The organism is Streptomyces sp. NBC_00154, assembly GCF_026342835.1.
Lineage (GTDB): Bacteria > Actinomycetota > Actinomycetes > Streptomycetales > Streptomycetaceae > Streptomyces.
This window is the reverse complement of the sequence record NZ_JAPEMI010000003.1, coordinates 323,130-329,402: the sequence shown is the minus strand read 5'-3', so window position 1 is coordinate 329,402 and position 6,273 is coordinate 323,130. Positions and strand designations below refer to the sequence as shown.

The window sequence follows — 6,273 nt, the reverse complement described above, 5'->3', positions numbered from 1 at the left end:
GAACGCTGGCGTGCAATCACAGGCGCCCATCTGGTCGCGCTGGTCCGCGCCGGGGCCAAGTTCGAGAACGGCGTCCTGGCCGAGCGCCACGGGAACATCACAGCCGCGTGACCTGGCAAGCCCTATGCTGCGGAGATGATCAAGCCGATTGAACTCGTCATATTCGACTGCGACGGCGTGCTGGTCGACAGCGAACGCATCGCCGCACGTGTCCAGGTCGCCCTCGGAGCGGAGCTGGGGTGGCCGCTCACCGAGGATGAGGTCGTCGACCGGTTCATTGGGCGTTCGCATGCCGCCATCCGCGAGCAGGTCGCTGCTCGGCTCGGCGAGGAGACGGCCACGATCTGGTCGGACCGGTTCGAGCAACTCCACGGTGAGGCCGTGGATGCCGGGCTCGCCCCCGTCGAGGGCCTGCCGGAAGCACTCGACGCGCTCACCCTGCCGATGTGCGTGGCCTCCAGCGGCTCCCACGACAAGATGCGGCACACCCTGGGTCGCACCGGCCTCTACGAACGCTTCGCAGGCCGCATCTACAGCGCCACCGAGGTCTTCCGCGGCAAGCCCGCACCTGACCTGTTCCTGCACGCTGCCAGGCAGATGGGCGTCGATCCCGCGGCCTGTGTGGTGGTCGAGGACAGCCAGCCCGGCGTCCATGCCGCCCGCGCCGCCGGCATGCGAGCCTTCGGCTACGCCGGCGGACTGACCCCGGCGGCACGGCTCGAAGGCCACGAAACCGTCGTCTTCCACGACATGCGCAAATTGCCCGCCCTCATCACCGAGCGGTAGTCACCACCTCGCCACCCACAAGAATTGACAATTGCTCCCGCTCCTCCCGCTCCCCCTCCGGCGCAAAGAACGACTTCTCCGGAGCACCGCACGGTCACGCTGTCGCCCTCCGTGCTGTACTCCACGCCCGTGCAACGGTCGCCGTCCAGCGCCACCCGGTACACGAGGGCGTCGGTCACAACGTGGAGGTTGGGACGGTCCATCGCCGGCCGGAGGTAGGCCGTGACGCCGTCCTGCCGCGTGCCGTCGGCAATGCTCAAATCAGTCCAGCCGAACCCCTCCTGCAGTCCACCGGAGAGATCCTCCGCCTCGGTATACCCGGCCTCCAGCGTTGCCGCCAGAAATGCCCGGGCCACCGGATGACGTTCGACAGCGGGGCCCACCCTCAACGGTGCGACGACCTCAGCAGGGTTGGCCAGGCGGGCGGAACCGCCATGGCTTCCAGCGGCTGGCTTCCGCCTGCCTCCAGCAGCAACACCCGCGCGTCACTGTCCTCTGACAGGCGCGCAGCGACCACGCATCCAGCAGATCCGGCTCCGACGACCAGGTAGTCGAACTCGGTTACGGATGCCACGACCAGCGCCGCCTCTCTCACCCGTTTAAAGTGCAAATGGGAGAAAATGGACTCGTTAGAAGTCTCCCCTCAACCGATGCGAGCTGCAACCATGCCGACGGCACCATGCGCAGACCGCCGCCTTCACCACGAGTGATGGCGTGCCCGGGTTTGCCGTGATGCGTCGCCCCTCGCCAGGGCGCTCCCCTGAGCGGTCCGGGGAGACCTAGAGTCAAGCGTCTGTCCGACCTGTCGCGCGGCCACCAGTGCCTCCTCGTCCTGGAGAGCTACTCAAGCTGTAGCTCTCCGCCGCCCAGGAAGCCATTACCGCAGCCCTCGCTGGGCTCGGGATGGCGGCGCGCGCAACGCCGACGAGCGGCAGGCGGAGACACCACGTGACGCTGCGCGGTCGGCCTCGCTTCAGAGGTCGTGCTGTCAGTAGACGTCGCGGACGTAGCGCTTGTCCGTGGAGAGGCGCCTGACGTAGGCGGTGGCTTCGTCGTTGTCCATGGCGCCGTGGGTGGCGGCAATGTCCTTGAGTGCCTGGTCGACGTCCTTGGCCATGAGAAGGCGTCAATGAGCGTCCCGGCTTTGGAGCGCGTTTCTCGAACGACCCCACAGACCCTGTCGCGTTCGCCGTCCCTCTCGTATCGGCGGGCATGATCTCGCGGGAGCGCGCTGGCGCCGCACCGGTCGCAGACCGCCATAGGCGGGCCCAACCTCGCCGGAAAGCACGAGCACGACCCGGAGCACGCGCCTACCTCGTCGCTTCCGCTTCGGCGACCGGATCTCCGGCGCGGCCCTGGGCGGGTTCGCCGCATAGGGCTGTCACAAACGGGGAGGCCGTCCTGTCCTTGCTGTGGACAGTCTCAGTCCCTGTTTGGAGAAATATATGAGCGCTGAGCACGCGCACCTGCCCTCGGGCGTCGAGGTGATCACGACCCTGCCGGAGGCGGCGGCCCGGATCCCGGCTGGCGCCGAGGCCAGAACCATCCGGATCACCCTGCCGCCCGGTGACCCCGGCGCGCCGCCGCACCGGCACCCCGGGCCGCTCTTCGGCTACGTGACCCAGGGTGAGATTCTCTTCGAGCTGGAGGGGCAGCCGCCCCGGGTGCTCAGGGCCGGTGACGCCCTGTTCGAGCCCGGGGGCGACGTGATCCACTACCAGGGCGCCAACAACCTTTCGGACGCGCAGTCGCAGCTGGTGGTAACCATGTTCGCGCCGCCGGGTACCCCGGTTCTGACCGTGGTCAGTGCGGAGGAGCTGGCCGAACGACGACACCGACGGGTTACCCAGTCATGATGACCACCAGTATTCCGGCCCTCCTCACGGCCCCGGCCTGCTGACAACGTCGACGAGCACCAGGAGCACGAAGGCCCGTACCGTTGGGTGCGGGCCTTCGCCGTGTGTGCGACATCCGTGAGTTGCACTGAAGCCCCGCTGAGTTGTTGCCGCTGTGGCCAGGGCGCTCGCCGCAGGCCGCAGGCGGCTCCTTGAGCTACTGGAATCACCGCCCTTTCCGGCGGTCCCCGCGCTTTTGGCCATCACGTAATCGCGGTCAGAGCCAATTTCAAACGGTTTCAGCAGTTTCTCGGCGGCGATGTTCTGCAACTGCTGCTCCGATGCGCCCGAGGGCCTGGGCGTCGAACAGACGCGAGACGTATGTCGGCGGGAGGTGCTGGGTGATGAGTCGCAGGCGTCCGTCGTTCGAGGCCCCCGGCGCCCGCCCGGAACCTAACAGGGGCTGCCGAGCTCCTAACGTCCTGTCGGCGCTGAGACGCGGTCCGTTTCGGTGCACAGCTCACCCCCGGTGTGACCGTGCCGCGCGGCGGGTCGTCGGTGGTGTACCGCGTGGTGCACAACCGTCCCCACGGACATGCGAAGAGGGACTTGAGCGCAGCTCCCTGACGATGGCAGTAGCCCTCCGGCTGCCCGCTCCTTCCGTCCAGCCGACCTGGTATCGGCAGCAAGACCCGGACCTCGGCCCATTCGGCGTCCGTCACGTGCGAGGGGTAACGCAGAACGCGTTGCGGACGGTCGGCCGCATTACTTTGCACGAGCGCGAGACAATCACGCGGCAGGGCAACTGAGTTGCACTCGGCGGGCAGCAGCGCGAAAGACTGCGATACATGGCCTCCTGTTGCTCGCATGGATTCGAGACCCATGAGCTGTGCGGGAGGTACTACCTTCATGCACGACCAGCAGGCCACTGCATCAGCAACCGGACCAGATCGTCGACGTCATGTGTCCCGGGCTGGACAGAGCACCAATGGCGGACCACTGCCCGCCAGCCCAGAAGCAGTAAGTAGCGGACTCGTCGTAGCTTGGCCGATGAAGGGGGTGTTGGTCTTATTTATCACGGACTTGACGGACCAACTGAAAAGAACCACCGAATCACAATTATAGGGACGTCGTGTTGCTCCCCACCGAAGTTGGGTGCGGAGCAGAGCCCCCCATTCAACATTTGGGCTGTTCGATATCCGCCTCTCCACCAGAGGTCAGGGTCAAGCGGAGACGGGCCGTACGCGTCCGGCCGGACCATATTCGTCCGGCCGAACCGTACGCCCTGGCTCAGCCGAACTGGCCGACCTGGTAGCTGCCGGCCGGCTGCTGGTTGATGATGTTGATGCGGTTGTAGCTGTTGATGATGGCCACGAGAGACATCAGCGCGACGAGTTGCTCCCCATCGAAGTGCTTCGCGGCGTTCGCCCAGGCCTCGTCGGTGACCCCACCGGCCGCGTCAGCGATCCGGGTGCCCTGCTCGGTCAGCTCCAGCGCGGCGCGCTCGGCCTCTGTGAAGACCGTCGCCTCGCGCCAGGCGGCGATCAGGTTGAGCCGCACCGAGGTCTCCCCGGCGTGGGCGGCCTCCTTGGTGTGCATGTCGGTGCAGAAGCCGCAGCCGTTGACCTGGCTGGCCCGGATCTCCACCAGATGCTGAATGGTGTCCGGCAGCGCCGAGTCCGCCAACACTTTGCTGGCCGAGACGAGGTGCTTCAGCACCTTGGCCGCGAGGGGACTGCTGTAGTAGTTGAGACGCGATTCCATGGGAACTCCTAACCCAGTTGCAGATACACAACAGTGACCGGGTAGCCCGGCAAAGTGTGACGCCAAGGGCTTTGTGATGTGGGTCTCCGTGACCATGCCGTCGATCGGAGGCGGTCCTCGCGGATCGCGCGTACTCCTCTCGCGCGATCCGCGGACATGTCCGCCGACGGGGCATCCGTGCGGTCATTCTGCAGGCCGTCGACCAGGTTGGATACCGCCTGCGGCAAAGCCGCGCAAGAGGCCGCCCGCCCGGTTTCGATGCCGACGCTCATAGACTGCGCATCGCTGTCGAGCGATGCATCAACCGGCTCAAGCAGTGGCGCGGCTGTTCATGCAATGGACGCGGCGCTGACCGAGGAGAGGCGACTTTCAGTCGTAGAAGAACAGCTCAAGGTCCTCGACGGACCCTGGCCCTGTGAGGAAGCCTTCGGCCTTCGCGATCTCGTCTTCTGGTGGCAGCTCGCCCTTCAGGAGCTGCTTCATCCAGATCTCTCCTTGCTCGCCGACCGCGTAGATGCCAGACAGCAGCTCGTCCATGCCCGCAGGGTGCGGCGGGCGGCGTCCGGTGACTGGTTGGAGCACCCACCCGCCTGACCGGGCGGCGAGCCGCAGCACCCCGGCCCAGTTCGCGATCCTCCCGATGCGTACATGCCACGAGTCCTCGGTGAACGGGGCCATCCGTCCACCATGGAGAGGGTTGGTGGCGGCCCTGATGTCCTTCATCACATGTCGTTCCACGGCATCACGGACCCAGCGCCCTTCCTGCGCTTCCTCGATGGCGGCGTGCCACCACTCCCATCCGCTGTTGAGCCGGCCCGCGAACGCACCCATGCCGCCAGGTTTCCATGCACGACATCGCAAGCCTTCAGGGGGTCGCCGATCAGTTGATCAACTCGTAAAAGAGATTCGCTCTCATGCTCCACACTTTGCTACCCGCCGAGGACGGCGATCTGAACGGACGTTGATCCGCCGGTCGACCGGGAGTCACTGACGGAGGGTGGCCCGCCGGGCGGCCGTCACCCCTCGATCAGACGGTAGTGACCACTTGCCCGTACGTCAGACGTGGGGAGCGTGTGAACCATGCGTTCTCGCCCGGCCTGCCGATGCTGACGACGGCGAGACCCGAGTGCTCGCCGTCCCTGAGGAACTCCTTGCCGATGCGTTCGGCGTCGAATCCGGCCATCGGTCCGGCGGCCAGGCCGGCGGTGCGGATGCCGATGATGAAGTAGCCGGCTTGGAGGAGCGCTGAGCTTCGCGGACCGCTCGCGCACCGCACGCTCGGCGAAGAGGCCCGTGGCCTGTGAGAAGTGCGGGCACTGGGTGGGCAGTTCCTCGTAGCGCGCGAGACGGGTCCCGCATTGCAGGCAGGGCAGGCGCCATCCAGGACGTGCCACGAGGGCGAGCGCGGCTGCGAGCGTGGGCTCGGGCGCTGCGCACTCTGCGTTCGGGGCTTCCGTTCGCTGACAGTCCACAGACCTTGCCGCAGACCCCGTCCTGCCCGACGGCGTGACCCTCCGCCGTGTCACCGTCCGGTCCGACCCCCAGCGCATCGCCGCCACGGAGCCACCGTCCCGGGCGAGGACCGGAGCTGGCCCGCCGCTGACCATGCTCCAGGCGATTCGGCCCTCGGCATCAGCGTCGGCCTGGACAGCGCGCAGGATCCTCTCCCTGGTCCCGTCCGCGGACCACCTGCGGTGAAGGTCGTGAACGGTGTTCCACTTCCAGAAAAGCTGGGGCAGATCCCGCCACGGCGGGCCGGTCAGCTGCCGAAGCAGAACCTCGTTGATCACCCTGCGGTGGCACCAACGCCCGCCACGCCTCTGGTTCGTCGGCAGGTGGCCTGGCGTCCCGCGACGACTCGACCACTCATTGGGATGCGCGGCCAAGA

The 6,273-nt window shown here is 66.9% G+C and carries 7 protein-coding genes and 3 pseudogenes; 3 read left to right on the top strand and 7 right to left on the bottom strand.

All coding sequences use genetic code 11. The features are described from left to right. Positions 1 to 135 precede the first annotated feature (135 nt). Positions 136 to 786: an HAD family phosphatase gene (locus tag OHA03_RS46370; protein ID WP_267009946.1), complete on the top strand. Its 651-nt coding sequence runs from the start codon at positions 136 to 138 to the stop codon at positions 784 to 786. Here the strand turns inward: OHA03_RS46370 and OHA03_RS46365 are convergent. The 3 genes from OHA03_RS46365 to OHA03_RS46355 form a co-directional block, all read right to left on the bottom strand. Continuing rightward, complete coding sequence (locus OHA03_RS46365; RefSeq protein WP_267009945.1) at positions 687 to 1,142, bottom strand: GMC family oxidoreductase N-terminal domain-containing protein; 456 nt, start codon at positions 1,140 to 1,142, stop codon at positions 687 to 689. The two genes, OHA03_RS46370 and OHA03_RS46365, sit on opposite strands and share 100 nt — an antisense overlap. A gap of 29 nt (positions 1,143 to 1,171) precedes the next feature. Further along, positions 1,172 to 1,303 carry a hypothetical protein gene (locus tag OHA03_RS46360; protein WP_267009965.1) on the bottom strand — a complete coding sequence of 44 codons (132 nt, stop codon included), beginning with the start codon at positions 1,301 to 1,303 and terminating at the stop codon, positions 1,172 to 1,174. A 471-nt stretch (positions 1,304 to 1,774) separates the two neighbouring features. Beyond that, positions 1,775 to 1,903, bottom strand: a complete 129-nt coding sequence (locus tag OHA03_RS46355; protein WP_267009944.1) for a hypothetical protein — start codon at positions 1,901 to 1,903, stop codon at positions 1,775 to 1,777. Positions 1,904 to 2,231: 328 nt separating this feature from the next. Between OHA03_RS46355 and OHA03_RS46350 the strand changes: the two genes are divergently transcribed. Next, positions 2,232 to 2,642, top strand: a complete 411-nt coding sequence (locus OHA03_RS46350; protein WP_267009943.1) for a cupin domain-containing protein — start codon at positions 2,232 to 2,234, stop codon at positions 2,640 to 2,642. Positions 2,643 to 3,911: 1,269 nt separating this feature from the next. On the opposite strand, the gene OHA03_RS46340 is transcribed toward OHA03_RS46350, so the two are convergent. Beyond that, positions 3,912 to 4,385: a carboxymuconolactone decarboxylase family protein gene (locus tag OHA03_RS46340; RefSeq protein WP_267009942.1), complete on the bottom strand. Its 474-nt coding sequence runs from the start codon at positions 4,383 to 4,385 to the stop codon at positions 3,912 to 3,914. 101 nt (positions 4,386 to 4,486) lie between these two features. Between OHA03_RS46340 and OHA03_RS46335 the strand changes: the two are divergent. Then, positions 4,487 to 4,717: pseudogene (locus tag OHA03_RS46335) on the top strand (transposase); the annotation flags it as partial. A gap of 37 nt (positions 4,718 to 4,754) precedes the next feature. Here OHA03_RS46335 and OHA03_RS46330 read toward each other — a convergent pair. From OHA03_RS46330 to OHA03_RS46320, 3 genes and pseudogenes are all read right to left on the bottom strand, one after another. Beyond that, complete coding sequence (locus OHA03_RS46330; RefSeq protein WP_267009941.1) at positions 4,755 to 5,216, bottom strand: hypothetical protein; 462 nt, start codon at positions 5,214 to 5,216, stop codon at positions 4,755 to 4,757. Positions 5,217 to 5,412: 196 nt separating this feature from the next. Next, positions 5,413 to 5,722: pseudogene (locus OHA03_RS46325) on the bottom strand (nitroreductase family protein); the annotation flags it as partial. 261 nt (positions 5,723 to 5,983) lie between these two features. Next, a pseudogene (locus OHA03_RS46320) lies at positions 5,984 to 6,220 on the bottom strand (transposase); the annotation flags it as partial. Positions 6,221 to 6,273: the final 53 nt, after the last annotated feature.

Excerpts from the sequence above, each read along its gene's own strand:
- OHA03_RS46370 (WP_267009946.1), top strand. The coding sequence starts at position 136 with ATGATCAAGCCGATTGAACTCGTCATATTCGACTGCGACGGCGTGCTG.
- OHA03_RS46355 (WP_267009944.1), bottom strand. The coding sequence starts at position 1,903 with ATGGCCAAGGACGTCGACCAGGCACTCAAGGACATTGCCGCCACCCAC.
- OHA03_RS46350 (WP_267009943.1), top strand. The coding sequence starts at position 2,232 with ATGAGCGCTGAGCACGCGCACCTGCCCTCGGGCGTCGAGGTGATCACG.
- OHA03_RS46340 (WP_267009942.1), bottom strand. The coding sequence starts at position 4,385 with ATGGAATCGCGTCTCAACTACTACAGCAGTCCCCTCGCGGCCAAGGTG.
- OHA03_RS46330 (WP_267009941.1), bottom strand. The coding sequence starts at position 5,216 with ATGGGTGCGTTCGCGGGCCGGCTCAACAGCGGATGGGAGTGGTGGCAC.